The organism is Actinoplanes sp. NPDC089786 (assembly GCF_040684855.1).
Lineage (GTDB): Bacteria > Actinomycetota > Actinomycetes > Mycobacteriales > Micromonosporaceae > Actinoplanes.
The window spans coordinates 506,246-532,905 of record NZ_JBFBGU010000003.1 but is presented as its reverse complement, the minus strand read 5'-3'; the positions used below and the strand labels follow the sequence as shown (position 1 = coordinate 532,905).

At 67.1% G+C, this 26,660-nt stretch carries 29 protein-coding genes, 1 tRNA gene, 1 other RNA gene and 2 pseudogenes; 23 read left to right on the top strand and 10 right to left on the bottom strand.

Annotated elements, in window-relative coordinates; all coding sequences use genetic code 11:
• From AB0O15_RS16445 to AB0O15_RS16420, 6 genes are all read left to right on the top strand, one after another.
• Positions 1 to 199: transposase (locus AB0O15_RS16445; protein ID WP_364319018.1), on the top strand; the 199-nt coding region annotated here is incomplete at its 5' end.
• 298 nt (positions 200 to 497) lie between these two features.
• A complete protein-coding gene (locus AB0O15_RS16440; protein ID WP_364319016.1) occupies positions 498 to 1,511 on the top strand; it encodes an NAD-dependent epimerase/dehydratase family protein in 1,014 nt (337 codons plus the stop codon).
• A gap of 266 nt (positions 1,512 to 1,777) precedes the next feature.
• The gene (locus AB0O15_RS16435) at positions 1,778 to 2,083 is read left to right on the top strand and encodes a hypothetical protein (protein WP_364319014.1); all 306 of its coding nucleotides are present in this window, start codon (positions 1,778 to 1,780) and stop codon (positions 2,081 to 2,083) included.
• A 5-nt stretch (positions 2,084 to 2,088) separates the two neighbouring features.
• Positions 2,089 to 2,571, top strand: a complete 483-nt coding sequence (locus tag AB0O15_RS16430) for a hypothetical protein (RefSeq protein ID WP_364319012.1) — start codon at positions 2,089 to 2,091, stop codon at positions 2,569 to 2,571.
• A gap of 62 nt (positions 2,572 to 2,633) precedes the next feature.
• The gene (locus AB0O15_RS16425; RefSeq protein ID WP_364319010.1) at positions 2,634 to 3,776 is read left to right on the top strand and encodes an amidase domain-containing protein; all 1,143 of its coding nucleotides are present in this window, start codon (positions 2,634 to 2,636) and stop codon (positions 3,774 to 3,776) included.
• Positions 3,777 to 3,780: 4 nt separating this feature from the next.
• Positions 3,781 to 4,182, top strand: coding sequence for a hypothetical protein (locus AB0O15_RS16420; RefSeq protein ID WP_364319008.1), 402 nt, complete (start codon positions 3,781 to 3,783; stop codon positions 4,180 to 4,182).
• Between the two features lie 24 nt (positions 4,183 to 4,206).
• Here the strand turns inward: AB0O15_RS16420 and AB0O15_RS16415 are convergent, their stop codons facing one another.
• Positions 4,207 to 5,007 carry an NYN domain-containing protein gene (locus AB0O15_RS16415; protein ID WP_364319062.1) on the bottom strand — a complete coding sequence of 267 codons (801 nt, stop codon included), beginning with the start codon at positions 5,005 to 5,007 and terminating at the stop codon, positions 4,207 to 4,209.
• Positions 5,008 to 5,640: 633 nt separating this feature from the next.
• Between AB0O15_RS16415 and AB0O15_RS16410 the strand changes: the two are divergent.
• The 4 genes and pseudogenes from AB0O15_RS16410 to AB0O15_RS16395 all read left to right on the top strand — a co-directional run.
• A pseudogene (locus AB0O15_RS16410) lies at positions 5,641 to 6,811 on the top strand (DDE-type integrase/transposase/recombinase).
• Positions 6,812 to 7,272: 461 nt separating this feature from the next.
• On the top strand, positions 7,273 to 8,220 hold the full coding sequence (locus AB0O15_RS16405; RefSeq protein WP_364319006.1) for a replication-relaxation family protein: 948 nt from the start codon (positions 7,273 to 7,275) through the stop codon (positions 8,218 to 8,220).
• Positions 8,221 to 8,519: 299 nt separating this feature from the next.
• The gene (locus AB0O15_RS16400; RefSeq protein ID WP_364319004.1) at positions 8,520 to 8,771 is read left to right on the top strand and encodes a hypothetical protein; all 252 of its coding nucleotides are present in this window, start codon (positions 8,520 to 8,522) and stop codon (positions 8,769 to 8,771) included.
• Positions 8,772 to 8,852: 81 nt separating this feature from the next.
• Positions 8,853 to 9,860 (top strand): annotated as a pseudogene (locus AB0O15_RS16395) (recombinase family protein); the annotation flags it as partial.
• A gap of 580 nt (positions 9,861 to 10,440) precedes the next feature.
• Here the strand turns inward: AB0O15_RS16395 and AB0O15_RS16390 are convergent.
• Both AB0O15_RS16390 and AB0O15_RS16385 read right to left on the bottom strand, forming a co-directional pair.
• Positions 10,441 to 10,516: transfer RNA gene (locus AB0O15_RS16390), tRNA-Ala, on the bottom strand.
• A gap of 74 nt (positions 10,517 to 10,590) precedes the next feature.
• Positions 10,591 to 11,148 carry a YqgE/AlgH family protein gene (locus tag AB0O15_RS16385; RefSeq protein ID WP_364319002.1) on the bottom strand — a complete coding sequence of 186 codons (558 nt, stop codon included), beginning with the start codon at positions 11,146 to 11,148 and terminating at the stop codon, positions 10,591 to 10,593.
• 239 nt (positions 11,149 to 11,387) lie between these two features.
• Here AB0O15_RS16385 and AB0O15_RS16380 point away from each other — a divergent pair, with 239 nt between their 5' ends.
• From AB0O15_RS16380 to AB0O15_RS16365, 4 genes are read left to right on the top strand one after another with little or no spacing between them, the layout of a single operon-like run.
• Positions 11,388 to 12,194 (top strand): S-methyl-5'-thioadenosine phosphorylase, encoded by an 807-nt coding sequence (locus AB0O15_RS16380; RefSeq protein ID WP_364319000.1) that lies wholly within the window; start codon positions 11,388 to 11,390, stop codon positions 12,192 to 12,194.
• 55 nt (positions 12,195 to 12,249) lie between these two features.
• Positions 12,250 to 12,417 carry a hypothetical protein gene (locus AB0O15_RS16375; RefSeq protein WP_364318998.1) on the top strand — a complete coding sequence of 56 codons (168 nt, stop codon included), beginning with the start codon at positions 12,250 to 12,252 and terminating at the stop codon, positions 12,415 to 12,417.
• Positions 12,386 to 12,772: a sigma-70 family RNA polymerase sigma factor gene (locus AB0O15_RS16370; protein WP_364319060.1), complete on the top strand. Its 387-nt coding sequence runs from the start codon at positions 12,386 to 12,388 to the stop codon at positions 12,770 to 12,772. The genes AB0O15_RS16375 and AB0O15_RS16370 overlap by 32 nt, the downstream gene beginning before the upstream one ends.
• The gene (locus AB0O15_RS16365) at positions 12,759 to 13,394 is read left to right on the top strand and encodes a hypothetical protein (protein ID WP_364318996.1); all 636 of its coding nucleotides are present in this window, start codon (positions 12,759 to 12,761) and stop codon (positions 13,392 to 13,394) included. Before AB0O15_RS16370 ends, AB0O15_RS16365 begins: the two co-directional genes overlap by 14 nt.
• A 3-nt stretch (positions 13,395 to 13,397) precedes the next feature.
• Here AB0O15_RS16365 and AB0O15_RS16360 read toward each other — a convergent pair whose 3' ends face one another.
• The gene (locus AB0O15_RS16360; RefSeq protein ID WP_364318994.1) at positions 13,398 to 14,378 is read right to left on the bottom strand and encodes an aminoglycoside phosphotransferase family protein; all 981 of its coding nucleotides are present in this window, start codon (positions 14,376 to 14,378) and stop codon (positions 13,398 to 13,400) included.
• 87 nt (positions 14,379 to 14,465) lie between these two features.
• On the opposite strand from AB0O15_RS16360, the gene AB0O15_RS16355 reads away from it, so the two are divergent.
• The 5 genes from AB0O15_RS16355 to AB0O15_RS16335 all read left to right on the top strand — a co-directional run bounded on the left by AB0O15_RS16355 (position 14,466) and on the right by AB0O15_RS16335 (position 19,364).
• On the top strand, positions 14,466 to 14,843 hold the full coding sequence (locus AB0O15_RS16355) for a hypothetical protein (RefSeq protein WP_364318992.1): 378 nt from the start codon (positions 14,466 to 14,468) through the stop codon (positions 14,841 to 14,843).
• A complete protein-coding gene (locus AB0O15_RS16350; protein ID WP_364318990.1) occupies positions 14,840 to 15,397 on the top strand; it encodes a hypothetical protein in 558 nt (185 codons plus the stop codon). The genes AB0O15_RS16355 and AB0O15_RS16350 overlap by 4 nt, the downstream gene beginning before the upstream one ends.
• A 255-nt stretch (positions 15,398 to 15,652) precedes the next feature.
• On the top strand, positions 15,653 to 16,756 hold the full coding sequence (locus AB0O15_RS16345) for an alpha/beta hydrolase-fold protein (RefSeq protein WP_364318988.1): 1,104 nt from the start codon (positions 15,653 to 15,655) through the stop codon (positions 16,754 to 16,756).
• A gap of 175 nt (positions 16,757 to 16,931) precedes the next feature.
• Entirely contained in the window at positions 16,932 to 17,816 is an 885-nt protein-coding gene (locus tag AB0O15_RS16340) for a hypothetical protein (RefSeq protein WP_364318987.1), read from the top strand.
• 147 nt (positions 17,817 to 17,963) lie between these two features.
• Positions 17,964 to 19,364, top strand: coding sequence for a glycoside hydrolase family 43 protein (locus AB0O15_RS16335; RefSeq protein ID WP_364318985.1), 1,401 nt, complete (start codon positions 17,964 to 17,966; stop codon positions 19,362 to 19,364).
• On the opposite strand, the gene AB0O15_RS16330 is transcribed toward AB0O15_RS16335, so the two are convergent.
• Complete coding sequence (locus AB0O15_RS16330; protein WP_364318983.1) at positions 19,317 to 19,871, bottom strand: CGNR zinc finger domain-containing protein; 555 nt, start codon at positions 19,869 to 19,871, stop codon at positions 19,317 to 19,319. The genes AB0O15_RS16335 and AB0O15_RS16330 overlap by 48 nt on opposite strands.
• 89 nt (positions 19,872 to 19,960) lie before the next feature.
• On the opposite strand from AB0O15_RS16330, the gene AB0O15_RS16325 reads away from it, so the two are divergent.
• The 3 genes from AB0O15_RS16325 to AB0O15_RS16315 all read left to right on the top strand — a co-directional run bounded on the left by AB0O15_RS16325 (position 19,961) and on the right by AB0O15_RS16315 (position 21,920).
• Complete coding sequence (locus AB0O15_RS16325; protein ID WP_364318981.1) at positions 19,961 to 21,076, top strand: epoxide hydrolase family protein; 1,116 nt, start codon at positions 19,961 to 19,963, stop codon at positions 21,074 to 21,076.
• Between the two features lie 224 nt (positions 21,077 to 21,300).
• Positions 21,301 to 21,552, top strand: coding sequence for a type II toxin-antitoxin system prevent-host-death family antitoxin (locus tag AB0O15_RS16320; protein WP_364318980.1), 252 nt, complete (start codon positions 21,301 to 21,303; stop codon positions 21,550 to 21,552).
• Positions 21,549 to 21,920 carry a type II toxin-antitoxin system VapC family toxin gene (locus AB0O15_RS16315; protein WP_364318978.1) on the top strand — a complete coding sequence of 124 codons (372 nt, stop codon included), beginning with the start codon at positions 21,549 to 21,551 and terminating at the stop codon, positions 21,918 to 21,920. Before AB0O15_RS16320 ends, AB0O15_RS16315 begins: the two co-directional genes overlap by 4 nt.
• Before the next feature lie 274 nt (positions 21,921 to 22,194).
• On the opposite strand, the gene AB0O15_RS16310 is transcribed toward AB0O15_RS16315, so the two are convergent.
• Together AB0O15_RS16310 and AB0O15_RS16305 are read right to left on the bottom strand one after the other, a co-directional pair.
• Complete coding sequence (locus AB0O15_RS16310) at positions 22,195 to 22,578, bottom strand: DUF5615 family PIN-like protein (RefSeq protein WP_364318976.1); 384 nt, start codon at positions 22,576 to 22,578, stop codon at positions 22,195 to 22,197.
• A complete protein-coding gene (locus AB0O15_RS16305) occupies positions 22,575 to 23,000 on the bottom strand; it encodes a hypothetical protein (RefSeq protein WP_364318975.1) in 426 nt (141 codons plus the stop codon). Before AB0O15_RS16305 ends, AB0O15_RS16310 begins: the two co-directional genes overlap by 4 nt.
• A 297-nt stretch (positions 23,001 to 23,297) precedes the next feature.
• Here AB0O15_RS16305 and AB0O15_RS16300 point away from each other — a divergent pair, with 297 nt between their 5' ends.
• The gene (locus tag AB0O15_RS16300; protein WP_364318973.1) at positions 23,298 to 24,776 is read left to right on the top strand and encodes a DNA sulfur modification protein DndB; all 1,479 of its coding nucleotides are present in this window, start codon (positions 23,298 to 23,300) and stop codon (positions 24,774 to 24,776) included.
• A gap of 274 nt (positions 24,777 to 25,050) precedes the next feature.
• Here AB0O15_RS16300 and ssrA read toward each other — a convergent pair.
• The 3 genes from ssrA to smpB form a co-directional block, all read right to left on the bottom strand.
• Positions 25,051 to 25,429: a transfer-messenger RNA gene (gene ssrA, locus AB0O15_RS16295) on the bottom strand.
• A gap of 71 nt (positions 25,430 to 25,500) precedes the next feature.
• The gene (locus AB0O15_RS16290; RefSeq protein WP_364318971.1) at positions 25,501 to 26,091 is read right to left on the bottom strand and encodes a hypothetical protein; all 591 of its coding nucleotides are present in this window, start codon (positions 26,089 to 26,091) and stop codon (positions 25,501 to 25,503) included.
• A gap of 52 nt (positions 26,092 to 26,143) precedes the next feature.
• Positions 26,144 to 26,620, bottom strand: coding sequence for an SsrA-binding protein SmpB (gene smpB, locus AB0O15_RS16285; protein WP_364318969.1), 477 nt, complete (start codon positions 26,618 to 26,620; stop codon positions 26,144 to 26,146).
• Positions 26,621 to 26,660: the final 40 nt, after the last annotated feature.

The window sequence follows — 26,660 nt, the reverse complement described above, 5'->3', positions numbered from 1 at the left end:
GACCCAGCACCTGCTCCTGGACGGGCCGCTGGCAGCCGCGGAACCGAAGAAGTTGCGCTACCGGTTGCTACACGTCGCCGCGAAACTCACCCGCACCGCCCGGACCACCACCCTGCGCATCGCCGCCGACTGGCCCTGGACCAGCGACCTCGTCCAAGCCTTCGAACGCCTTGCCGCGCTACCCGAACCCGTTACCTAACAACGGAATCCGCCGCACCAACCACAGGACCACGGAGAAACCCGGCCAACAGCCGGGCGACACCGCCTGCCCCGGCCACCAAACCTATCCCCAACCAAACAAACGCAACGACCCACGCCACTTAATGAAAGACGGAGGCTAGCTGATGCAGCCCAACGAATGCGGGACATGGCCCTGGGCATCCGAGCGCGCTTCCCGCGACGGCCGGACTGGACATCTGGCGCATCGGGCGCACACGACCACGCTGGCCGGACACGCATCAGCCGACGTCCCACCTTCGATCACTCGTGGAGACTCCATGTCGCAACGCGAGCAATTCCCGACGACCTCAACCCTTCGCCGCGCCGTGCTCACCGGCTCAGCGGGCTTCATCGGCTCACACCTCGCCCAGGCACTCGCCCAAGCCGGCACTACGGTTATCGGCGTCGACCGCCGTGACTCATCCACCGACCCGGCCTGCGCCGCCAACCTCGCCGCCCTGCGAGGGCATCCGCGCTATCACCACGTCACTGCTGACCTGTGCAACTGCGCGATCGATCCGCTGCTGATCGACGCGGATGCGGTTTTTCAACTCGCCGCGATACCCGGCGTGCGGCCCTCCTGGGGGCCGCAGTTCGGTGATTACCTCGCGTCCAACGTGCTCGCTACCCACCGAATCTTGGAAGCCTGCACCCGCATCAGCGTCCCGCGGCTGGTCGTCGCTTCCTCCTCCAGCGTCTACGGGGCGACCGACGGCGCCCCGAGCGCCGAAGACGACCGGCCCATGCCAGCCTCCCCATATGCGATCACCAAGCTCGCCGAGGAACAACTCTGCCTCGCCTACGCCGAGCGCCCGGGCGGCCCAAACGTCGTCGCTCTGCGGTACTTCTCCGTCTACGGCCCCCGCCAACGCTCCGACATGTTCACCCACTGCGCGCTCCACGCTGGCCTGACCGGCAAGCCGCTGCATCTCTATGGGGACGGCCGCCAACAGCGCGGCTTCACCTATATCGACGACGCGGTCGCCGCCACCATCGCCGCCGCTGTCGTACCAACCGCCCATGGCACCATCAACGTCGGCGGAGGCTCAACGGCTTCGCTGTTGGACGTGATCGACATCGTGACCACGCTCATCAGCCACGACATCCATATTGAGCAGGATGAGGCAATCAGTGGTGACGTCCTGCTCACCCGTGCTGACCCCACCCGCGCCCGCAAGGTCCTCGGTTGGCACCCGCAAGTCGATCTCCACAACGGAATCCACGCCCATATGCAGGAAATGGCTACGACAGCCTCCTATCGGTGTCGGACCGTTCAGCCCCACAAGCTGTGACCCGGTCATCATCTCGTTGCGAACCCCTGGCCGGCACCTGGCGATCCCGGTGAAGGTGCGTGGGCGACACTTCGCGCCTTCTTACAGAAGGCGCGGGGTTGTCGATGCATGGCTGCTCGCGACGTGGTGGTCTCCCAAGGTGGAGGGATGACGCGTACTCGGAGAGTGCTCGGCTGGTCGATGTCGATTGGTGCCGGCCCGCTGTTAATTGGATCAGGCTTCTTTTACGCGGTTCGCATCTCGACAGTGCCGACAAGTGGGGCAGCGTGGCCGGTGGCCTGGTAGCCCTGCTCGGACTACCGCTGACCCTTTACAGCCTGGCGCACCTCCGGAACGAGCCGGCAGTCGGTGGTCAAAAAGTTGCGAACGTCCAGGTCGGCGGCAGCGTGGATTTGGTCAGGAACGTCGACGGAAATGTAGGAATCGGTGTGCGGCTGGCGCCCGCCGCCGAGCCAGCTGCCGACCACCCGCGCAAACGACAACCGGGTGGTCAGTCGGTCACCAAATCGCGGATCGAGGGCCCGGCCCACCTGATCGACGGTGTCGGCGGCGACCTCGAGATCAGCGGCTGAGCTGGATGGCACTCCGGTCGAAGGGCCCATCAACGATCGTGTTCGGCGACGTCATCTCGGTGGAGCACGTCGGTCGTGACGTGATCATCAGCAAACAGCGTCCGCCCTACCGCTTCGAGAGCTTCCCAATGGACGCGGTGCCGCTGGCAGCTGGCCAGGCCCGGCGGCAACCGAGCAGGCTGTTGCTTGCCCGGCACCAGATTGTTCCGCTCGTTGGCAGAGACGACGAATTGGCCGACGTGTGCCGCTGGCTCGACTCTCCGGGGCAGGTCAGACTGAGGCTAGTACACGCCCCGGGCGGTCATGGCAAGACCCGCCTTGCCCAGGAAGCGGCGGCCCGCAGCTTTGCGGCGGGTTGGTCGGTGTGGCGGGCCCTACACTCGCCCATGCCCCCGCCGAACAGCCAAGCCGCGATCGGTGAGACGGGGCGGGTCCTGGTCGCGGACGAAAGGCGCCAAGCCGCCGTAGACATAGGCAATTGTCTATGACACTGTGGATGGACCTACTTCCCACGGGGGGGATCATGAGGCGTCGTTCAATGCTGTCCGCAATGGCTGCCGGAGTCGGCGCGGTCGCCTTGGAGCCGTATGCGGCCCACGCCGCGACCGCCCTGGCGGCAGACGATCTGACGGCATTCCGCGGTATCGTTCAGTCGTATTTCCAGAATCGCGCGATCGGTATCACTCAGGCGGGCAAGCGCTTGACCTCCGCCGATTGGCGGCAATCTTCCATCAGCGCCTTCGGCGTTGCGACCGATGACGAGGCGCCCGAGATCCTGGCCGGTGGCGACCTCGCCCGCAAGGCGCACGGCGGCTATGCCGGCGCCCACGCAACCGTAAGCCTGACGATTCGTTCCGCGAGTGCTCACGAGGTCGTTCTGGGTGTGGAGGAATTGACCAGCCTGGGCTTTGCGGGCGCCCATCCCCCGCACATCCCGGAGAGCCGGTATCGGCTCGTCCACGAGGTCCGGCTCGTCCGCGACCGGTCGCGCGGATGGTTGCTCGCCGACGCACGGGTCGAGAGCGACGGCGCTCTTCCGCCGTTGACCCAGCCGCGTCTCGACCGGGCCGGTCGGCGATCGGCCGCGGCGTCCGCCATCGTCGGGCCGGCGGCGGGCCCGGCTTCGGAGGTCGCGCCGGTCCACGTCGCGACCCGCAGGGAGCGCCTCGACTCCGTGTACAACCACGATGAGATGATTCGGTACGCCGCCACGTGGGCGACGAGCCGGAATCCCGATTTCCCCGACTATCACAACAACGGCGGGGATTGCACCAGCTTCGTCTCGCAGATCATGTTCCGCGGCGGATGGGCCCAGATCGGGCCGCCCGGCCAGTCCACCCTCTCCAAATGGTTCTACGGATCAACGGTGAACACGTGCAGCTACACGTGGGGAGCCGCCGCCAACTGGCACTCGTTCGCCACCCTCTATGCCGCCAGATTCGAGGCGGTTTCGAACGTCTATTACTGCCAGGACTCCGATGTGGTCCAGTACGACTGGAACATCACCGCCGACGACAAAATCAATCACACGCAATTTGTCTCGAACAACTACTACGACGAGCACACGGTCGAGCTGTACATGACCCAGCACGACAACGATTACTCGTATCGTCCGTTGTCCGAGATTCTCGCCGATGTGTCCGTGAAATACCCGAGAATGCAGGTGTACGGGTTGACTCACTCGGTATGGTGAATCCATGACGACGCGAGGCCGGGGACCGCTCGTGACACTCGCCGCCGCGGCACTGCTCGCAGCAGGCGGATGTGGCGGAGGTCCCCGGCCGGACGACAACGATCCCTGGGATGTGGTGACGTCCTACATCGACGCCGTCAACGCCCGGGACGTGGATGCCATCGATGACATGGTGGCTCCCGACGCCGACGCGCCGACATTGGCCGCCGATCGGGTCGAACGCCTTGGCGGACGTAGCCTGAGTTACGAATCCCTGCAGTTCCACAGCGTCGGCGTCGCCGGTCTCACCACTGTGGACCTCGATCTGCGCAGCGGTGACGCGGGTGACACCACGGTCTACAAGGATTCTCTGTCGCTCGCCCGTCTCGACGGCCATTGGTACATCGTGCCCGGCGCGAAGAGCTGAAGCGACCACGCCGCCTCTCGCCGGTCAATGGTGGACGTGCGCGCGCTGCCCCTCGCGGTCGAACACCTCGATCAGCTCGGCCGGCCCGCCGATCGCGGTCTTCGCGTGCGGGGTCATCGTCGAGAACCCGGCGGCTTCAGGCCGTGACCTGGCGAGGCATCCACGGGCGACGACGCGCCGCAGCGGATCAGCGTCAACGTCTCCGCCCGCCAGCTCGCCGAACCCGGCTTCACCCAGCTCGTCACCGAAGTCCTGGCCTGGACCGGCCTCGGCGCCTGCAACCTCGTCGTCGAGGTCACCGAAACCGCCGTGTTCGAACACCTTGACCTCTGCCCTGGAGAGACGCCGGCTGAGCTTGTCGAAATGAGGGTCGAGCTCGACAAATTCGTCGGCGAAATCTCGAAGGTCTCTGCTAGTAGCATGCCTCCAGAAGACAACACGCAGTTTAATACCTCGACGCCGCAATACCTCGAATGTCGGAAGAAAGTCACCGTCGCCTCCAACTAGCACTGCGGTGTCTCCGCGTTCTGGTTTCATCCACAAGAACGCGTCTTCCAGCATCGTTGCCGCAATCGCGTTATCCACCCTCTTCTCCTTGTTTGATTGATTACGCAGGAACGTTTCCACCTCGAAGCCTTCATCGCGTGCACGCTTCCACAGAGAGTCGTTGGCAGGCGGCCTAGATCCCCATAACTTAGATCGCCCAATATGTGCATCGATTGGGCACGCGACCTCATACAGATAGCCGAAGTCGTACCCCCACTCATGGTCGACGATTCGTCCCCGCGTTGCCTCATAAACGTCGCGCGCTTGACCCCGTCGCACCGCACTAATCCGCTGCCCCTCGATCCAAACGTTTGAGTTGTCAACATAACGAAAAGCGTCACGGCGAACTTCCTTCCGATATTGAGCTTTTTTGTACTCGGTGGCGTACCGCCTCGGCACTGCATCTTGGACGCCTACAGCCGTCGAATCGGCCTCCCGAACGCATGGGGTCGAAAGTGTTCGTCATGTGCGAAAGCTCGGGCGGAGGGGTTGCCCGTTCGGACCTTGGCTGTGCTTCCTGGGAGTTGTATCCCGTGTGGCCGGTCGCCCGTCCGCAGGGGCCCGTGCCTATGCAGCCTTCAGTGTGCAAGCCGGTTCACGGGTCTGAGGACTGATCAGGGCGGCTGGTTGGCATCGGGCGGCTCCGGTGGTCGGGCGTACCCCCAATCAGGCACCCACACCGGTGAGTTGAGCCCCGGTGTCCGACACATCGTCGATGCGTCTGTCGCCGCCTGTCGCGGGTGACAGACGCAGTCGTGCGCATGAGCCGGCACCTTGCTCCTCGCGGCCATACCCTGGGTGTCAGGGTTCGGTGAGACCAGCGGTTCACAGGTGTAGCCCGCCCGGGGCGAGGATGGATTGATCACGTTGACGCTCAACACGCTGGACCCGTTGGTAGGCGACGATAGGGATATGGCCAAGAAACCGCGTACGGATCGGCCACGACGGCGTTCGTTCAGTCCGGCGGAGAAACTCCGGCTGCTCGCCGGTTACGAGACGGCGGTGCAGTCGGGCACGGGTAACGCTTTCCTGCGGGAGAACGGCTTGTACTCGTCGTTGATCAGTGAGTGGCGCCGGACCCGCGACGCTACGGGTGCACGTCTCCCACCGGGCGGCGGCCGGCCTGGCAGGGGTCTCGAGGGCCACCGCGCACCGCCGGGCCGTCCTGGGCCCGGGCCGGCCCCCGATGCCGCGCCGGGCACCAGCCAACCGGCTCAGCGCCGGCGAGCGGGCCCAGATGCTGGCGGTACTCAACAGCGACCGGTTCGTCGACACCACCCCGATCGAGGTGTTCGCGACCCTGCTCGACGAGGGCGTCTACCTGGCCTCGGTGGCCACCCTCTACCGGGTCCTGCGCGCCAACCGGCAGGTCGCCGAACGGCGCCGCCTGGCCCGGCATCCCGCTCGGGCCCGGCCGGAGTTGATCGCGACCGGGCCGGGGCAGGTGTTCTCCTGGGACATCACCAAGCTGCCCGGCCCGAGCCGGGGCGTCTACTACGACGCCTACGTGATGATCGACATTTACAGCCGCTACATCGTCGGCTACAAGGTCGCCGCCACCGAGTCCGCGGTGCTGGCCGAGCAGTTCATCGCCGACGTGTTCACGGTCCATGGCATCCCGCAGGTCGTGCACGCCGACCGGGGCACCTCGATGACCTCGAAGAGGGTCGCTGATCTGCTCGCCGACCTACACGTGCTGCGGTCACACTCACGTCCGCACGTATCGAATGACAATCCGTACTCCGAAGCGGCGTTCAAGACGGTGAAATACCATCCCAGCTTCCCGGGGCGCTTCGGGTCACTGCAAGACGCCCGGGCGTTCTGCGACTCGTTTTTCACCTGGTACAACCACGAACACCACCACACCGGGATCGGTCTGCACACCCCGGCCGCGGTCCACTACGGCCACGCCGACGCGGTAACCGTTGCCCGCCAACAGATCCTGGACACCGCCTGGGCCCAAAATCCCGAACGGTTCACCCGCAGGCCCCAACCGAAATCCCTGCGGCTGGCCGACACCGCCTGGATCAACAAACCCGAACCCGCCACCGACCAGAACGAGGCCCTGATCCTCGCTGCTTAACACCCACTGGTCTCACCGATCTTGACAAATTCCGATATGCGGCACTTCCAGCGCCATGGGCACTGTGACGCGCACTCCCTCTGGTTCAGATCGTGGGTGTGCGTCACGGGCGAATCCGTGGGCGTTCAGGTGTTGCCGGGTGGCCGCTGCTCGCCCCGTTGCCCTGCGCCGCTGTGGAGTCTTTCGATGCGTGTCGATCATGTCTGTCACCGGCACCCAACTGGGTGCCGGTCTGCTGGTGTTTCCAGTGTCCTGGTGGCGGTCCCGCCGGGTGTGCGGGCGGGGGTCCTGCTTGATGAGGACACCCAACCGGACGGGCTGCCCGGTCTGACAGCCCAGCTCAGCGCCGCCCTGTCAGTAATCGCCGCTGCTACGACTGATCCCTTCCTGGGGATCCCCGGGTGGGGTGTCGCGGCTATAGGCCGGCCGTGGCGTGGTTGCCGGCAACCTGGGGGTGGCCGGTGAGTGAGCCGATCCTGCGGGTGCAGTCCGCGGTGACCGGCCGGGACCTGATCCTGCTGGGCTGGCTGGCCGATCACGCGGTGCTGACCACCGAGCAGATCGCCGCCGGGCTGTTCCCGTCGGTCAACTTCGCCCAGCGCCGCCTACGCGCCCTGCTGGCGATGCGACTGGTCGACCGGTTCCGGCCGCAACGCGCCGACGGTGGCTCGTTCCCCTACCACTGGCTACTCGCCCAGCTCGGCGTCGACGTGATCGCCGCCCAGCGCGGCGAACCAGTGCCACGCCGCACCCATGCCCGCGAACGGCGCTGGGCGTTGACCAGCCGGGCGAACCTGCCACACCTGCTCGGTGTCAACGACTTCTTCACCAGCCTCGCCGCGCACGCCCGCACCCATCCCGACGCCGACCTGCAACGCTGGTGGTCCGCCTCGCGCTGTCAGCAGACCGGAGCGTTCACCCGTCATGTCACCGTCCCGGACGGACGCCTCGACCCGGCCGCGCTGGCCTACATCCCGACCGTCCGCCCGGACGGACACGGCATCTTCACCAGCAGCGGACAGAGCACGGCGTTCTTCCTGGAGTACGACACCGGCACCGAACCGATCGGCCGCCTGGTCGGCAAACTCGACGGCTACCACCGTCTCGCCCGGATCACCGGGAACCTTTGGCCGGTGCTGTTCTGGCTCCCCAACCCCACCCGGGAACGCCACCTGCACACCGCCCTGACCGACGCCAGCGTCGGCTACCCGAGCGCCACCGCCGTGCACGACCATCGCGGCGCCTACGCCCGCCGCCCGCCCGCCGGTGACCCATCGAGGCCGTCTGACAGCCACGTGAACAACCCGGCCGGTCCGGTCTGGTGGCTGCATCACCACGACGGCCCCACCCTGCCCCTGGCCGCTCTGAACGCGACCATCACCGCCCGCACCCGCGACACCGCCGCATGACCGGCGACTGTCATCGGCTTCTGTCAGACAGTCGCCGATGTCTGACAGGCCACCGCCGGCAGCGCGGCGGCGGGTGGATCCCCTCCCGCCAGGACGGGGTCGGTCAGAGCAAGCCCAACTGAACCCAACAGGCACCCAACAGACGACCTGACGGGAGCCCAACGGGCGGCCCCGGCCGGCATCCGCGCACCGCACATCGATTTCGAATCCTATTGCGACATGGGCTTGGAAGGAGGACGACCCGAAATGCACCTCAGCCTTTCGGCATGTGAAATCAACACAGCATTTGATGGAGGTATATGGGCAGCCGCGAACGCGACCACCCTGATTTCGGGTATCATGAACTCAAATCTCCCGACACAGAATCCGGTTCCCGTGACCGGCAAAAGACGCCGGGGCGCGGGAAACCCGCGATCACCGATATCCGTATCGCACACATTGAAACGGTCATCATGACAGTTGATGAGTACGCGGACGCCGTGGAAAGCCTCGCCGTACTCATCGCGCGCTACGAACGGCACCACCCCGAGCAACCCCGCAAAGCCGCATAACTACATATCAGACGCCCTCGCACCCGGTGGCGGCCAGGCCGCCACCGGCCCCAACTAATCCGCGAAAAGGGGAACGCCCTCATGGCAGCGACCACCCCGAAAACGAAACGTCGCCGACCTCGGCCGGGGTTCGGTGACACACCGGCCGGAACGCGTCGTGTCGCTCTCTACGTGCGTCGCTCCACCGACGACGAACACCAGCCGTTCTCCATCGACGCGCAGGTCACCGCGCTGACCTCCTACGTCAACTCGCAACCCGGCTGGGCCATGCTGGCCGAGCCGTTCTCCGATGACGCCTCCGGTGCCTCCACCGACCGTCCCGGCCTGCAACGCGCCCTACGCGCGGCGAAAGCCGGACGATACGACGTGCTGCTGGTCTACCGCGTCGACCGGTTCTCCCGCCGCTTGTCCGATCTACTGGACCTGCTGGGCGACCTCGACGACGCCGGTGTCGCGTTCGCGTCCGCGACCGAACCGTTCGACACCTCCACCTCCATCGGCCGGATGCTCGTGCAACTGCTCGGCGTGTTCGCCGAATTCGAACGCGAAACCATCATCGACCGCGTCATCAACGGCATGAACGCCAAAGCAGCAAAAGGGAAATGGGTCGGAGGGACCCGCCCGTACGGCTACCTCATCGACCCACTCACGCAAAAACTCGTTCCACACGCAGTCGAAGCGCCGATCGTCCGCGAGATCGTCCGCCTCTACACCGAAGAAAGGATCGGTACCCGAGGCATCGCCGATGAACTGAACCGGCGCGGCATCACCAACCGGAACGGCAAGAAATGGTCCGGCATGACCATCGGCCGGATCCTCGACAACCCCGCCTACGTCGGCGACATCGTCTACGGCGACGCACACGTCACCGACGCACACGAAGCACTCATCGACCGCGACACCTGGCGGCGAGTCCGCACCATCGCCGACACCCGCTCCGACGCACACCACCAACGAGCCATGAGCGAATCCGACTACCACCTGACCGGCCTGATCACCTGCCCAGAATGCGGCAACAAATACATCGGCACCTCCGCCAGAGGCCGCAACCGCACCTACCGCTACTACACCTGCGTCCGCTACGGCGCGCACGGCTGCCAAGCACCCCGCCTCGACGCCCCCGCCGCCATCGACGCCGCCACCCTGCAAGCACTCCACGACTTCTACCGCAACGCCGACACCCTCATCGCCGACGCCATCACCCGCGCCCAGCAACAACACCACGAGACCTACGCCGACCGGCGCGACGAACTCGACGCCATCGAAACCGTCATCACCGCGAAAACCGCCGCACGCGACCGCTACCGCACCGCCTTCGAAAACGGCACCATCGACGAAGCCGACGCCGGAGACCGCCTCCGCGAACTCCGCACCGAAATCGACGCCCTCAAAGTCCGCCGCGACGACATCGCCGACACCATCCAAGAACAGCCCGCCGCACCGTCGCCCAGCACCATCGAACGCATCCGCGCCCACCTCGGCCACGTAATCGCCGAAGGCACCTCAGCCGAACGCAAAGCCACCATCGAAGACCTCATCGCGGAAATCCGCATCACCGACGACGAACAGATCATCCCGGTCTTCAAAATCCCCGGCCCTGACACCGCAGAGACCGACGAGACCACCACCGAGGCAAGCGAACCGGACACGGTTCGCTCAATGCCTCACCTGGTGGAGCTGAGGGGACTCGAACCCCTGACCCCCACACTGCCAGTGTGGTGCGCTACCAGCTGCGCCACAGCCCCTTGCTTCGCCTCAGGTCTCCCCGGGCACTCACGGAATAGTACACACCTCGCCGGGTCCACCGGGCGGAGGGGGCTCAGTTCAGGCTCGGGTCGGGCGGGAAGTGGGCCACCGCGGCCAGGATGTCGCCCTGGCGGCGCAGGACCATGCCCCAGAGGTCGTCCGGGCGGGTGACGAACGGGTCGCCGGGCAGGGCGTCGAAGACGAACCAGGAGCCCGAGCTGATCTCGTCCTCGAGCTGGCCGGGCGACCAGCCGGAGTAGCCCGCGAACACCCGGATGCCGGCCACGCTGTCGCGCAGGCGGTCGGGGTCGGCCGACAGATCGACCGTGCCCAGGGCCCCGGCCACCTGGTGGAACCCGGTCAACCGCTTCTTCACCTCGGGGCGGGTGCGGGCCAGGCAGATCGCCGACTCGGGCTGCACCGGGCCGCCCTCGAACAGGACCGCGGGATCGCCGGCCAGCTCGCCCCATGTGCCCAGCACCTCGGCGACCGGAACCTCGGTGGCCCGGTTGAGGACCACACCCAGCGCACCGCCGGTCTCGTGCGCCACGAGGAGCACGACCGTACGGTCGAAGTTGGGATCTTTGAGGGTCGGAGTCGCAACCAGTAACTGACCGGTCATCGACTCCATCGACCGACCTCCGATCCGCTGTCCCTCGCTATACACGATGCCTCCGCCACCCACCGGCCACGCGCCGCGCACCGCCGGCGCTCCCGGCCGGGAACCGCGCGCGGCCGGCGCCCTCGGCCGGGAGTCGCGCACCGCCCACGCGCGCGGCCGGGAGCCGCGTGGCCGGAAGCGGAGTGGTTGAGAGCAACGCCATGCAACGCACGATAGCCGCTGCTGTCGGCCACGGATAAGGTCTGCGCATGAACCATCCACCCTCAGCGGCGGAGATCGGCGTGATCGGCGGATCCGGCCTCTACGCACTGCTCGACAACGCTCACGAGGTGGAGGTGTCCACGCCCTACGGTCCGCCGTCCGACCCGATCACCGTGGCCGAGGTCGGCGGCCGGAGTGTCGCCTTTCTGCCACGACACGGCCGTGATCACCGCTTCCCGCCCCACCAGATCCCCTATCGGGCCAATCTGTGGGCGCTGCGGTCGCTCGGCGTGCGCCAGGTGGTCGCTCCCTGTGCGGTCGGTGGGTTGCGGCCCGAGCTGGGTCCGGGCACGTTCGTGGTTCCCGACCAGTTGATCGACCGTACGAGCGGCCGGGCGCAGACCTACTACGAGCAGGGCGCCGTGCACGTGTCGTTCGCCGACCCCTACTGCCCCGACGGGCGGGTGGCGGTGCTGGCCGCGTCCGAACGGGTGAACGCGGTCGACGGCGGCACGATGGTGGTGATCGAGGGCCCGCGCTTCTCCACCCGTGCCGAGTCGCGGTGGTTCACCTCGATCGGCGGCACGATCGTGAACATGACCGGTCACCCCGAGGCGGTCCTGGCCCGCGAGCTGGCCCTCTGCTACACGGCGATCGCCCTGGTCACCGATCTCGACGCCGGCGTCGAGGGCGACCACGGCGTGACCCAGGACGAGGTCTTCAAGGTCTTCGCCGACAACACCGCCCGCCTGCGTGAGGTCCTCCTCGACGCGGTGACCCGCCTGCCCGCCGAGCGCACCTGCCCGTGCGGTCACGCCCTCGACGGCATCAAGCTCCCCCTCGACCTCCCCTGAACGCTCCCTCTTCTCCGACGGCAACCTTTAGCGGGGTCGTCACGTCTGGAGGGGCATGAAGAGCGGAACGGACGAGTCCTTCGCCGCGTTCGTGGCGGCTCGGTCGGGGCGGCTGATCGCGCACGCGGAGCTGTTGTGCGGGCATGCCGAGCAGGCTCGGGACATCGTGCAGACGGTGCTGACGCGGGCCTATCCCGCGGTGGCATCGGATCGAGCACGATGATCCGTACGGGTATCTGCTGCGGGCCGTCACCAACGCGGTCACCGACTGGTGGCGGCGGGCCCATCGCCGGCACGAGTCGCCCGCGTCGGAGTCGCTGCCCGAGCCGAGCGCCCCCGACCCGATCGGCGCGTACGAGGACCGGCAGGTCCTGCGCGACCTGCTGGCCCAGCTCACCGCCCGGGAACGCGCCATCGTGGTGCTCCGCCACCTGGACGACCGCAGCGAACGTGAGGTGGCCGACCTGCTCGGCATGGGCGTCGGCTCGGTCAAGTCGACCTGCCACAAGGCGCTGCGCAAACTGCGTGTCGCGGTGTCCGAACCGGAAACGGAGGAGGCCTCTCATGCCTACCGTTGATGATCTCCGTACCGCCCTGAACGATCTGGCCGCCGACACCCCGGGCCTGTCGTCGGACGACATGCTGCGCGCGGGCCGGCGGTTCCGGACCCGGCGCCGGGTGATGGCCGTGAGCGGCGCGACGCTCGTGGTGGCGGCCGGTCTCGCCTTCGGTCTGACCGGGCCGAACCTCGCCGGGCCGCCGGTCATGTCGGCGCCGACCGACCGGGCCACGACCGCGGTGGTGCCGATCGAGCAGCTCTTCGAGGCGACTGGGGAGCTGGAGGCGGAGAATGGCGTCCACACCCGGGCGTTCACCTATCTCGCGGTGCCCGGCGAGGCCCGGTTCCAGGCGACGGCCCAGTATTCGCGGGTCAAGGTGCCACAGAAGCTGCCGGACACCGTCGACGTGCCGTTGGCGCCGCCGACGACCGTGACGCTGGACGGCGTACCCGTGACGGTGACCTTGCAGGCGACCGACGAGGGCGTGGGGCGTTTCCTGACCTGGACGCACCACGGCAGCAACTATTACCTGTCGGCCGACCCGGAACGCCGCACCGGCGAGGAGCCGACCAAGCTGCCGCACGGCCCGAACGACACCGAGCTGTACGCCCTGGTGGAGTGGATCAACGAGGGCAACTGAGGGTCAGCCCTTGATCGCGCCCGCCGTCATGGCTTCGGCCAGGCGGGCGCGGGCCCAGTCGGCGTGGTCCGAGCCGAATCCCCGGTACGCGGTCTCGATGACCAGGATCAGCCCGAGGTGAACGTTGTACAGACGACGGCGCCGGTGTTCGTCCGCGGTCAGCTCGGTCCGGCCGTACCCGCGCAGGTAGGCCGCCGGGTCGCCGAAGGCGGGCAGTCCGGTGCCGATGAAGATCGCCTCGATCAGCGGGTCGCCGTAGAAGGCTCGTTCGTGGTCGATGACGCTCGCGATCCGGCCGTCGCGGATCATCACGTTGTTCGGGAACAGGTCCCACTCGACGAAGCGCGGTTCGGTCACCGCGTCGAGGCAGCCGGCGTGCTCGGCGATCTCGGCCCTGACGTCGGCGTACGCGAAGCCGAGGTCGACGTCCCGCCGCGACCCGTCGCCCAGCAGGTCTTCGACCATCTGGGTGAAGAAGGCACGCCAGCTCGCCGCGCCGGGCCCGTCGAGCCGGCCGAACCGCCGGCCCCGGATCTGGTTGAGCTGCCGGTTCACCGCGCCGACGGCCTCGTCGTAGCCGTTCTGCTCGGCCGGCGCCAGGGTGTCCCGGATCATCCCGTAGTTGTCGGCGTTGACGAAGTCCATCAGGAACCAGTCGGCGTCGCACAGGTCCCGGCCGCGGTCGGCGAAGTGCACCGCGGGCACCGGCACGCCGGTGTGCTCGCGGATCAGCTCGAGGGCGGCCAGCTCGGTGGCCATCGCGTCCCGCTCGTAGGTCATGACCTCGACACCCGGCGGCGGCGCGACCTTCAGCACCGCTTGACGCCCGTCCCGCAGCCGCATCCGGTAGGCCGCGTTGAACCAGCCGTGCCCGAGCTCGCTGACCCAGTCGTCGCCCGCGGGCACCAGGCCGGCGCCGTACGCCCGCTCGGCCATGGCCCGCAGCGTCGCGACCGGTTGCCGGTTCTTCGTGAGGCTCTCCATGAAAGCGGGATCGTAGTTCTCATCTCCGGTCCGCGGGCGACCGATTATTCCGGCGCACCACCCCCCGCCGAGCACCGAAGGAGTGCCATGTCGCTCGACTACGAGCAGAAGCCGGAAGTCACCAACCCGTGGGCGACGCCGGCCCCGGCGCCACAGCCCTACCTGGTGACCCCGCCCGCCCCCATCGCCCCGCCGGCACCCTCCGGCCGCGAGATCCCGCTGCGCAAGCTGGCGCTCTTCGTGGCGGCCGGCTGGGTGCTGACCGCCGCGCTGGTGGTGGCGCTGTTCGCCGGTTTCGGCCCGCAGGGTCCGCAGGGAGAGCCGGGCGCGCCGGGTTCGAACGGCGTGGCCGGGCAGAACGGCGCCGACGGCCAGGACGGCGGCGACGGTCCGGCCGGCCCGCAGGGTCCCCAGGGACCGAAGGGCGCCACCGGCCCGCGCGGCCCGCAGGGAGACCGCGGATGAGGGTCACCCGACGCGTGATGGTGGTGCTCGTCGCCGGGGTGCTCGGCTGGGGCGGCGCGAGCGGGTTCGCGGTCGCCGCGGTCGCCGGCGTCGGCCCGCAGGGCGCGGTGGGCGCGACCGGTGCGGCCGGAGCGGCCGGGCCGAACGGCCGGGACGGTGCGGACGGCAAGGACAACACGACGGCCGGTCCGCGTGGTCCGCTCGGCGCGAAGGGCCCGACCGGCAACCAGGGCGCCAAGGGCCCGAAGTACCAGCCGACGACGCACACGGTCGTCTCCCGGTCGGGCACCGGCCCGTACACCAGTGGCACGGTCGCGGCCGAGAGCGGCGTCCCGATGACCGTCAAGTACACGGCCGACTGCGACTCGTACTTCCCGTTCCTGGGGTTGAGCTGGCAGGGGGACCCGGGCGACTACGACTACGTCTGGGAGGACGACGGGAACTACATGTCCGGCACGGACTACCTGAACGCCCCGTCCTCGGACTCGGGCTACTTCACGCTGCGGACCCAGACCGACTGCCACTGGACGATCAGGGTCACCCAGAAGTACTGACGGAACGGACGGGCCACGCCGGGGCTGAGGGTCGGCGTGGCCCGTCCGCGTCTCAGGCGTACGTGATGTCGGAGTCCGCGAACACGCAGCTGACGCCGTCCGCCCCCGCGCCGATCTTGGTCGGCTCGGCGCCGGTGTGACGATGGGTTGACCGACAGTCGTCCTTTGTGGAACCCTCCGTTGCGGCTTGATCACCTTTTGTTGGCGAGGGATCTCTTGTCCGACGATCTACGCAGTCCACTGGTGGCGCGACTGATGGACGACCCTTCGGCCCCGCTCGTCGAGCCCTGGGACGACGACCATGTCCTGGTCACCTTCCTGTGGCGGGGCGAGGCGAAGACCACCCGGGCGTGGTGGAACATCGAGGTTGACCTGGCCCGGATCCCCGGCACCGACGTCTGGCACGGTTCCCGCGTCTTCCCCCGCGACCTGCGGACGATCTACTGCATCACGCACGACGGCGTGGCCGACGCGCCGTCGACCCTCTCGTACGACGGCCCGTCCCACCTCGACCCCGGCAACCCGGCGGTCGTCCGATTCGCCGCCGACCCGTACGACCCCAGCGACCGGGACAGCTACCTGTCCCTGTTGGAGCTGCCGGACGCGCCGGTGTCGCCGTGGACCGAGCCGCGACCGGGCGTGATCCCCGGCGAGCTGTCCCTGGAGCGTCTCCCCGGTCACGACCTGCCGGTGACGATCTACCGCCCGCACGGCGTCGACCCGGCGGGCCGGCCCACCCTGGTCGTGTTCGACGGCTGGCTGGCGCAGACCGTGATGGCCATGCCCACCGCCCTGGACAACCTGATCGCCGACGGCCGGATCCCGCCGATGACCGCCCTCTTCGTGCACGCCCGCGAGGCGAGCCGCGACGACGACCTGATGCCCGGCCCGGCGATCGAGGGCCTGGTCGACGACCTCCTGCCGTGGGCCCGTTCGCTGGGCATCGGCGCGCCGACCGGCGGCAACGTGGTGGCCGGCATGTCCCGAGGCGGCCTCGTCGCCGCGTACCTCGGCCTGCGCCGTCCCGATCTCTTCAGCGGGGTGATCGCGCATTCCGGCAGCTTCTGGTGGCCGGCCCCCGGCGACGGTGAGCCACGCCGGTTGATCCGTGACGTGCCCCGGCTCGCCGGCGGCGACGTGCGCGTCTTCCTCGACGTCGGCCGGATGGAGACCATGCCGGGCCCCGGCGGCGCCCCGTCCCAGCTCAGCGTCTGCCGCGAGATGAGAGATCAACTGCGTCGTCATGGGTACGCCGTGAGCTACGCCGAGTTCTCCGGCGGCCACGACTACGTCAACTGGCGGCACACCTTCCCAGACGCCCTCGTCGCTGTCACATCGCAGCAATCGCAGTCGTGGTAATCAACCCATGGGCAGAGCGATGACGACCGGTTCGATGGCTCTTCGAGGTTAGGCGCGGTCTGATGTTGCCCGTGGCTGTCAGAATTCGGCGGTGGGCCCACGCGAGGACGATCACCACTCCACGTCTCGACCGAGTTGGATAAAAAGAACAACTCATGCCGCAACCTTCGTGGCAGTGGCCGTCTTCACCAATGTTGTCAGCGACGCGGCAGGACTGAAAGCTTTGGCGATCTCCGCCGTTACAGCCTGCAGCTTCGCGGCCGCATGGTGGCTTCGGCAGAGACCACGAGCTCTCATCGCGCAGTACAGCCTGCGTTTCGCGCTCTGCCTGCTGCTCATCGGCTCGCTCACGGCATCAATGATGTCGTCGACAGCCGCCGGCATCGCCACTGCCATATCAGTGATCATCGGTGCGGCGACTGTGGCGACACAGAGAGATCTCACCAAAGCGATACACCTGTTGCTAAGAATGATCATGGCTGGGCTCCTGGCCGGCTCCCTGGGGTCCGGCCTGAAACTCGTTATCAACGGCCAGCAGCCCGCGGGGACATGGCTGATCATCGTGGGCGTCTCATCCGTCGCGATGGCCGCGTTCGTCGACAGGCTGATGACGCGGACCACGGAGCGCTGGACCTGGGATCAATCCCTCATCATTCGGATGCCGAGGTACTTCAGCTCCATGATCTTCGCGCTCGGGCAGGTGATGTTCTTCGTCGGTGCCTCCTCAGGCCTTGCCGGGCAACCGCTTGCGGCCGCGGCCTTGGCTCTCCAAGGTGCATTCGTGAGTCTCATGGGCCTTGCTCAGACGTCGAGGAGTGAGGCTCTCGCCATCGCCTCGGTGATCGGCACAAGTCTGTCCATCGTCGGAATCGGCATCTGGTTCCTTACCGCAGGAGAGAACATCCTGTGGGGCACGTTGGGCCTGATCATCGGGATGGCTACCCTCGGACTTATCGTCGGCCGAGGAGTTCCGTTGGCGGCGCGAGTCCGGCTGAGGTTGATCTCGATCTCGCGTGAGCCGGATGATGTCGCACCGGCATCAGTGTCATCTCATCGGTGACATCAAACCTTGCGGCGGGCACCTCGCCCGCGATCTGAACCGAGGCTCCCAGGGGACGGAACCACCACATTCGAACACAGCAGCGCTATATCTAACATCTTCGATGTAGGGTCGGGGCTCACTCCTCATCCCCACGTGGAGGTTCCCATGCTGCGCCCCGTTCCCCGACGGCAGCGATGGGCGGCGCTGGTCGCCGTACTCAGCCTGCTCTTCTTCTTCCCCGCCCCCGCACACGCCGCCGCCGGCACCTTCCGCAACCAGATCGGGACCGGCCCCGATCCGGCCATGACGTATTTCAACGGCAGCTACTACCTGGCGATGACCGAGGGTGACGCGATCCGGATCCGGCGGGCGCCGAGCGTCGCCGGCCTGCTGCGCGCGCCGGCCGTGCAGGTGTGGCGGGACAGTGACGCCTCACGCAACCAGCACATGTGGGCGCCGGAGCTGCTCCGCAGCGGCGGCCGCTGGTACATCTACTACACCGCCGACAACGGCGTCGACGAGAGCCACCGGCTGTACGTCGCCGAGTCCAGCGGCGACGACCCGATGGGCCCGTACCACTTCAAGGCCCGCCTGGTGCCGCCGAACCGCGACGTCTTCGCCATCGACCCCGGGATCATGCAGCACAACGGCCGCCTCTACCTGATGTGGAGCGGGCTCAACGAGTTCCAGCACAACGGCATCAACATCGCGTCGCTGTCCAACCCGTGGACGGTCGCCGGCAACGCGGTCAGCCTGAACGCCGGCGGCCACTGCCCCGAGGTGCGCGAGGGGCCGGCGTTCCTCTACCGGGGCGGCCGCACCTGGATGACGTACTCGGTCTGCGACACCGGCAAGCCCGACTACGGCATCTGGATGATGAGCGTGGCGGCCACCGCCGACCCGCTGAACCGCGCGAGCTGGCAGCAGCACGACGGCAACCGTTTCCCCCGGCAGGACTCCCGCGGCGTCTTCGGCCCCGGTCACCACGGCTTCTTCACCAGCCCCGACGGCGCGGAGACGTGGATCGTCTACCACGCCAAGACGACCAGCGTGTTCACCTACACCAACCGCACGACCCGCATCCAGCGCATCTCGTTCAACGCCGACGGCAGCCCCAACCTGGGCCAGCCGCTGGCCATCGGCGCGACCCAGGACCTGCCGTCCGGCGACCCCGGCCCGTCCACCGGCTGGATCAACGACACCACCGTCTCGTACGCCGGAACCTGGAGCTCCGGCACCGGCTGCGCCGCCCAGTGCTTCTGGGGCGACGACCACTGGACCAACCAGACCGGCGCCACCGCCACCTACTCGTTCACCGGCACCCAGATCGCCCTGCTCTCGGTCCGCGACACCGGCAACGGCATCGCGGCCGTCAGCGTCGACGGCGGCACCGAGCAGCGCGCCGACTTCTACGGCGCCATCCGCGTCGGCGAGGCCCTCAACTACCTGTCGCCCAAGCTGGCCTACGGCACCCACACGCTGCGCGTACGCGTGACCGGCGAGAAGAACGCCGCGTCCTCAGGCACGTTCATCAGCATCGACCGAGCCGAGGTCTGGACCACCTGACGCCGACCGGCGTTCCCGGTAGGTGCGGGTCTTGTGGCGGTTGCCGCAGACCTCCATCGAGCACCAGCGGCCGCGGCCGCTGCGTGAGGTGTCGTAGAACGCCCAGCGGCAGTCTTCGGCCGCGCAGAGCTTGATTCGTTTCCAGTCGCCCGTGGCCGCGCCGGCCGCCACCGTCTCGACGATGGCGTCCAGCCACGGGCGGCCGGAGTCGGACGCCAGGCGCAGCTCGCCCGCGTCGCCCGGGGCCAGTCGCAAGGGATAGTCGGCTAAGACCGCCCCGTTCTTACTCTCGCTTCCGCCCAGCAGGGACTGCCGCAGGGCCGTGCGCAGGGTGGTCGCCGCGGCCAGGTCGGCCGGTTGCGAACCCAGGTCGTGCGCCTCCAGCCAGTCGGACAGCGCCTGCGGCGAGCTCAGCTGGTCGCGGGCCACGTGGTTCTCGCCGTGCCGCCGGAACCTCCGCTCGTCGACGGTGTTCAGGAACTCCTCGATCAGCTTCAGTCCGGGCACGACACCACCATATCGCTTTACTGGTGTTGACTCAACGACGACACCAGTATTATCGTTCAGTGGTGTCGCACAGATTTCAGGAGGATCCGATGACTCTGCACGTGTCCGATGCCGACCTGGCCGACCTCCGAGAGCGCCTGGGCCGTACGCGCTGGGCGAAGTCCTGGCCCGTCGACCCGTGGGCGGCCGGCACCGACGGCGGCGAGTTGCGCCGGCTGGTCGACTACTGGGCCTCGTCGTACGACTGGCGCAAGCACGAGGCCGCCATCAACGCCCTGCCGTCCCGGTTCGCCGACATCGCCGGCGCCACCGTCCACTACCTGCGCTACGACGCCGAACGCGAGGGAGCGCCGCCGCTCCTGCTCATCAACGGCTGGCCCAGCTCGTTCCTGGAGCTGACCGGCCTGGCCGAACGGTTGTCGACCCCGTCGAAGTTCGGTGGCCGGCCCGAGGACGCGTTCACCGTGATCGTCCCGTCCCTGCCCGGCTACGGATTGTCCGAGCAGCGGCCGGCCCTCGGCAGCGTGCCGGTCCACGAGATCTGGCACCGGCTCATGCACGACGAGCTGGGCTTCGAACGCTACGGCGTGCACGGCTCGGACATCGGCGCGGGTGACGCCGGCTGGCTGGCCGAGGCCCACCCCGAGGCGGTGACCGGCCTGCACGTGCTGGATGTCACCGGCCCGGCCGCGTCCGAGCCGGCCGACCTGACCGACGACGAACGCGCGTGGCTGGCCGAGAACAAGCGCTGGCACGCCGACGAGGGCGGCTACTCCCACGAGCAGCGCACCCGCCCCCTGACCGCCGCGCAGGGCCTGTCCGACTCACCGTCCGGCCTGCTCGCCTGGATCCTGGAGAAGTACCGCGCGTGGAGCGACTGCGACGGCGACGTGTCAGCCAAGTTCGGCGACGACTTCCTGCTCACCCAGGCGTCGCTCTACTGGTTCACCAACACGATCTCAACGTCGTTCCGCCCGTACTACGAGCGCTACCACCAGCTCGTCCCCCGCCTCGAGCGGGTCACCGTGCCGACCGCGGTCGCATTCTTCCCGGCCGACATCGGCGGCCGGCAGCCCCGAGCCTGGGTCGAGCGCTTCTACAACGTCGTCCGCTACACCGAGATGCCCCGAGGCGGCCACTTCGCCGCCCTCGAGGAGCCCGACCTCCTGGCCACCGATATAACAACGTTCTTCCGCCAGCTCTGATTTCAACCCCGCCCGCCTTAACCAGGACTCTGGCGGCGAGCCGGGCGGTCGACGCGATCCAGAGGGGATGCGACCTCGAGGCTTACAAGTCCTAATCTGCACGCCTGCAATCGGTGTTAGCACCGAACAAGCGCACTCGAGCGTCATCCACCGTATGCCTCGCTCACTGCACCGGTGACCGTGCCCCGGCCAACTCGACTAACCTCCTTCTCAAGGAGGTGGCCATGTCGGAGCCGGCAGCGCACATCAGCATTGACGACCCCGAGGTCAACCTGTCGCGCATCGTCGACCGGGTTGAGCACGGTGAGGAAATCATCATCGACCGAGCCGGCGCTCCAGTCGCCAAGGTCATCCCCCTCAAGCCCCGGGTCAACAGGACCGGTCGGGGTTCTCTGGTCGGCCTCACCATGTCTGACGACTGGAATTCTCGTGAAGTCAACGACTCCATCGGTCGTGACTTCGGTCTGGCACCGTGAGCCTGCTGCTCGACACTCATATCGCGCTCTGGTGGCTGGCCGATGACGCCACCCTCGCGGCCGATGTCAAAGACCACATCGACCGTGAACCGGTCGTGTTTCTCAGTGCGGCAACGATCTGGGAGGTCACGATCAAGCAGTCTCTGGGGAAGGTGGGGCCGCCCGACCTTCCCGAGCGCCTCCGCGACTGCGACCTCCAGCATCTGGCCATCAACGCCGAACACAGCATTGCGGCCGGCCGGCTGCCCTTGCACCACCGGGACCCCTTCGCCCGCATGCTGGTGGCTCAAGCGCAGACTGAGGGGCTGACGCTGGTCACCCGAGATGCGGAGATTCAGAAGTACGACGTCCCCATCCTCGTCGCCTGACGGCTTCAACCTCACACCGCGGAACCGGGGCGACCCAATTCTGAGGGAAGCGTCCGCGGTGCCACGCCAAGCGCCAGGGCAACCCACCGCCGAGCGCGACCATCAGATAACGCGGGGCGTCCGGGGGCTCGGCCCCCGGAGCAGAATCGAAGAGGCCCCGGCCCGCGCTTTCCGCGGGTCGGGACCTCCGCCGAACTCGTGGAGATGGTGACCGCTTACTTGAACCCATCGAAGCGAGCTGGGAGTTCCGTGGGGATGCTCCATACAGAATCATTCAGACCTTTTGCAGCCAATCTTCAATGATCGGTGGTTCTGGCGGCCCTTTCGTCAGCCACTCGTTGAGCGCCTCGACCAGAGGACCAATCTGCTGCCGAGAACGCGGGAAGGTTCGACTGCTCGTGAACAGCAACCCAGCAATCGGCGCGTTCGCCTGCAGGGCGCGCAATTTGATCGGTTGAAAGTCCTTGATATTCTCAGTCAGCAGCCAGCATCGCTGGGCAGCGGCCCAAGCGAAGACCTCCTCGTCCGGCATGGCACGCATTTCCGGCCTCTCGACCAAGGCAGCAACCCGATGCCCGTGCGCACGCAACGCCTCGGCGACCGTCGGCGAGAACATCTCATCCAGTAGCAACTGAACCAGTTCCACCGGCTCAGTCACGCGATCAGCTTCCTCTGGACAGCCCAAGCTCGCTCCGCACGCATCGAGGCCTCCTCTGCTGCCTCGATTTCTCCTTCAACCTCTGCGCTGTAATCGCTGTAGTAGCTGACGGCTGAGGTAATACGGCCGACATCAACCGCGAACGTCTCGGCAGCGGCAACAAGGGCAACCGGTCCTCGCTCATCGATCTCTCGAAGAAACTTGACGACTTCCCACACATCGGGCCCATAGGCAAGAGCTGCACGACGGCCAGACGGGCCGGGCTTGAAGATGATGCCGGGATGTTCAGCCATCCGCAGGCCCTCATCGACGAGCCGGTGGGCCAGCGCGGACACGTTGTTGCCAACCTCGGTGGATGCCTGGTGCCGAAGCCTGGCAAGCACAGCATCGTCGAACCGTATAGACCGAGGCGTCGTCGTCATAGCTACATCGTAGCTACCCTGCTACACGGATAGCCAGGAATCCTTGCGCCTGCCCCCCAGCGCGAGACGCCGGTAACCTTTCGTGGATTGCCTCGAGGCTCGAGATGCCCCTAACAGAATAGCCTCGAGATTGTTCTTGACAGCCTCGAGGCTAGAGTTGGTAGAGTTGAGGCGCAACGGTCGCCAACCTGGCGGACCGACGGCTAACACCACGCAGACCCAGACGCCCGGATCCTCCACTTTTGGCACAACCACAGGACTCCGCGGTGACTGGCCCAGACCACGAGGTCACCAAACATGGGAACGATCAACGCAGCCCTGATGGACATCGGGAACCCGCTACCCGGCACTGTCCTGGACAAGCACCGGTTCATGACATCGATGCCGGTTTCCCGTGCTGTCCAGCTCTTCCTCAACCCGAATGTTGCGGAGAACACCCGGCTGCTGGCCAACCAGGACAGCGCGATCAAGGAGGCGGCGGCGGACCGCGAGTTCGTGCAGCGGCTCGCGCGCCTCACGAAGGCCAAGAAAGACAACGTGTCCTCGTACGCCGCGTACATCCGCGGTGTAGTCAAGGGCGAAATCAATGGGTCCATGCCCACGGTCGACGCCTGGGTGGAGCAAGAGGTCGCGGTCGAGGACGGGTACGCGTACGTCCCCTTCCGAACGAAACTGATCGCTTTCGACGGCGATACCCAGCTGATGGCGCTGTTCCGTCTGTACGAGCAGGACCTCTTCCCAGCACTTGCCGACTACAAGCTACCAGTGACGCTGTTTCACAACCGCTCGCGTGAGTGGGCCAGGCAGCAACTCGCCGACCGCAACCTCTATGGCGTCAAAATGGCCGCGAGTACCGCACTTGTCCGGGACACCCGCGACCCCATCACGAATCTGGCTCGCGAGGTCGCGGACAAGGTCGGTCTCACGCTGGGACAAGGCCGGCAGGTCGGCAAGAACACTGACGAGCACGTGACCATCTCAGCATGGCGCCAGGCCATCGCCGCAACGGTGATCGGGCGATCGGCCGCCCAGCTGGGAACCAAGCCGATCGATCTCCCGCCGAGGATCGACACCGACCTGCTCGCTAGGGAAGTCACTGCGACGTGGAGCGTGATCGTGGAGGCAATACGACCGCACCTCGAGGGCGACAGCCGCACTGACTCCGTCGTCTCCAGCCCGACGGTCATGTTCGCCCTGGGCGTTCTGGCGAATCACACCCTCTCGGATCCGAAGCTGCGCATCGAGCCGCGCTGGACTCTGACCGAGATTCGAGCTGCCCTCGCCGACGTGGAGTGGCGCCGCATGGTGTTCAACGCCGCAGGAGAGGAGAGGTACCCGTGGGAGGGCATCACAGGCAAGGCTAACCGCGAGAAAGGCCAGTTTGCGGTCGGCGGCGTGAAGGAGTACGGATACGCCGCCGTAGAGGCTCTTGAGGATCCCACATCGAGTCGAGGGCAACAGATACGAGTACAGCGAGGAGGTGCGCCACTTAGGGACGGGCCTGAGCCAGCGGAACAAGGTGTCGAAATCTATGCGGATTATGAGGGCCACCGAGTACGAGCGAGATACCTCAAGCCGGCCCGGGTTGAGATCATGGACGGACCGCTCGCTGGGAAGTCGTTCCAGACGCCAACAGGCGCAGCTCGTGCCGTCGTGAGACATTACAACCCTACCGTCACCGACAACCGTAACGGCTGGATCTTCTGGCAGATCGAAAACGGCGCCGGCTCAAGGGAACCGTTGCAGTCCATACGCCCGCTCGGCGCAGAGCACTGAAGTGTCAACGTTCCTCGCGGTGATGGGACTTGCCGCGTCCTTCGGAACAGCGCTGGCCAGCATCGGACGCCTGCTGGTTCAGCACCGCACCGAGCGTCAACGACTAGAACTTGTCGAACGGCTCGCCGCCAGGCACGGCATCGATGCCGTGTCAAATCTCGGCGAGCTCATCCCACCGGGGACTTCAGCCGAACCCAGATCCGGTCGCCGTGCGCGAAGCACGTCGATCAAATGATGCCCCGGCCCAACGGGCCCGGGGCATCATTTGATCTTGCGGTGGAGGTGCCGGGAATCGAACCCGGGTCCTTCGGTGTTTCGTCAGGGCTTCTCCGAGCGCAGCTCACTGTGCCTCTACTCGGCCCCACCAATCACGTGAGCAAGTTGGTGTGACGGGCCCAGTCGCTGATTAATCTCGCCGCACGGACCCCGCGACCGGGTCCGGTTGGCCAACCTCCTAGCTGATGGCGGTTACTGGGCCGGAGGTACTCCCAGACCACCAGACTCAGCTACTCGCCTCAGGCGGCGAGAGCGTAAGAGTCAGCGCTATCGTTCTTGGCGCTTATAGTTTTCCGACGACCGATTCTCGAGACGACGTCGGCTTCCTCGGCTCGCTTCCCCTGTCTCCACGTACGAAGTCGAAACCAGTCACCCCCTGGACATGCCGCGCCCGTGGTGGGCGCGAACCCTAAGGATAACGCTTCCCGCCCCGCGGATCATCCCGGTATCAGCGGCGTCCGCCGCCGGAGCAGCTCTTGCCGTTGATCGAGCAGCTCAGGGGGCGGATGGAGGCGCCCCGGCCGACGTCGCCGCGGAACGAGAACATGGTCGTCCGGTCGGGTCCGAGCGAGCCGCCGCGGAAGACCGCGACGTTTCCGCCCGAGGAGAGCGTCGCCCCGGAGGCGCCGGTGATGTCGACGCCCGACTCGAAGGTCAGCGTCATGGTCCAACTGCCGGCCCCGTTCCCGGTGTTCTGGACCGCCCCGAAGCCCCGGACGTCGTCGCCGCGGCCGCGCTGCACCGAGTACCGGGCGTAGATCGAGGACGCCGCCGGCGGCGTGGTCCTGGTGGGCCTGGCCGACGGGGACCTGGAGGGTGTTCGGGACGGGGACGCCGACTTCGACGGTGACTTTGAGGCCACGGGCGACTTACGCAGCGTCGACGGCGGCGCGGCGCCGACCACGACCGCCGGTGGTGGCGGCGACTCGGCCACCGAGGGCAGGGCCGGCGAGACCATCAGCGGCTTGCCCGGCGCGGGGTCGCGGTTGAGGCGGACCACCAGACCGGTCACCCCGATACTGGCGAGTACCAGGGCCACGACCAGTACATATCGATGCCGGGCAACTAATTGCACGCAGGCACCTTATCGGTCAGGACATTCCTTTGCCACGTCGGCCCATGGCCCGGTCGATCTCTTTCTGGGCGTCCCGTTTGGCCAGGTCCTGACGTTTGTCGTACGCCTTCTTACCCTTGGCCAGCCCAAGTTCGACTTTCGCGTACCCGTTGTGGAAGTAGACCGAGAGCGGCACCAGCGTGACGCCGTCATCGCGCAGCTTGCCCTGCAGCTTGAGGATCTCGGCCCGGTTGAGCAGCAGCTTGCGCACCCGGCGCGGCTCGTGGTTGGTCCACGTGCCCTGTGTGTATTCCGGGATGTGCATGCCGTGCAGGAAGATCTCGCCGTTGTTCTCGTGGCCGAACGCGTCGGTCAGCGAGGCCCGGCCGGCCCGCAGCGACTTGACCTCGGTGCCGGTGAGGGCCATCCCGGCCTCGTAGGTGTCGGTGATGGCGTAATCGTGCCGCGCCTTCCGGTTCGAGGCCACGACCTTGCGCCCCTGTTCGCGCGGCATGACTGCACTCCTGACCAAGAACGGAAATCGACCGCTCAAT